This is a genomic window from Streptomyces swartbergensis (assembly GCF_002148965.1).
Classification (GTDB): Bacteria; Actinomycetota; Actinomycetes; order Streptomycetales; family Streptomycetaceae; genus Streptomyces; species Streptomyces swartbergensis.
In genome coordinates, this window is record NZ_NGFN01000716.1 from 1 (window position 1) to 1,231 (window position 1,231).

At 70.4% G+C, this 1,231-nt stretch carries 1 protein-coding gene; it reads right to left on the bottom strand.

What is annotated here, in order from left to right; genetic code table 11:
* On the bottom strand, positions 1-1,231 hold a 1,231-nt coding region (locus CA983_RS43845; RefSeq protein ID WP_143645852.1), incomplete at both ends, for a MinD/ParA family ATP-binding protein.

The following is a 1,231-nucleotide window of genomic DNA, read 5'->3' on the forward strand; positions in this document are numbered from 1 at the left end:
CGGCTGACCGGGGTGGGGCTGCTGTGGGTACGGGCCCGGATGCCCGGGGACCTGCTGGCCGGGAACCGGCTGCCCGGGGCCCGGCTGCTGCCCGGGATACGGAGGCTGGGGTTGGCCCGGGACGGGCTGGCCGGGCAGCGGCGGGGCGGCCACCGGCGGCGGGTTGCCGTCGGAGGTCCACAGGCCGTGCATCTGCTGGTGACGGACGAAGTCCTCGGCGACCATCGCCGCGAGGTTGAAGTACGCCTCCCGCACCTTCGGCCGCATCATGTCGAGGTCGACCTCGGCACCGGCGGCGAGATGCTCGTCGAACGGCACGACGATGACGCCCCGGCAGCGCGTCTCGAAGTGCGACACGATGTCCTCGACCTTGATCATCTTGCCGGTCTCACGCACCCCGGAGATGACGGTGATGGACCGCGAGACGAGGTCGGCGTACCCGTGCGCGGACAACCAGTCCAGCGTCGTACTCGCGCTGCTCGCACCGTCCACCGAGGGGGTCGAGATGATGATGAGCTGGTCGGCGAGGTCCAGCACACCGCGCATGGCGCTGTAGAGCAGACCGGTACCGGAGTCGGTGAGGATGACCGGGTACTGCTTGCCCAGCACGTCGATCGCGCGCCGGTAGTCCTCGTCGTTGAACGTCGTGGACACGGCCGGGTCGACGTCGTTGGCGATGATCTCCAGCCCGGACGGCGCCTGGGAGGTGAACCGCCGGATGTCCATGTACGAGTGGAGGTGCGGGATCGCCTGGACGAGGTCACGGATGGTGGCCCCGGTCTCGCGGCGCACACGGCGTCCGAGGGTTCCCGCGTCCGGGTTTGCGTCGATCGCGAGGATCTTGTCCTGCCGCTCGGTGGCCAGCGTGGAGCCGAGCGCGGTGGTGGTGGTCGTCTTGCCGACACCGCCCTTGAGGCTGATCACGGCGATCCGGTAGCAGGAGAGCACGGGCGTGCGGATCAGCTCCAGCTTCCGCTGCCGCTCGGCCTCCTCCTTCTTCCCACCGATCTTGAACCGCCCGCCACCGGCCACCGGACGGCTGCTCTTCGCCTTCTGCTTCTTGCTGTTGAGCAGCCGGTCGGACGACAACTCCACGGCAGCGGTGTAACCCAGCGGCGCGGCCCCCGGGTTGGTCGGCTGCCGCTGRTCGTGCTGCATGGGCTGCGGCCAGGCGGCACCGGTRCGGGGGTCCACGGGCTGCGGAGGCTGCCCCTGCCCTTCGGGCTGCGGC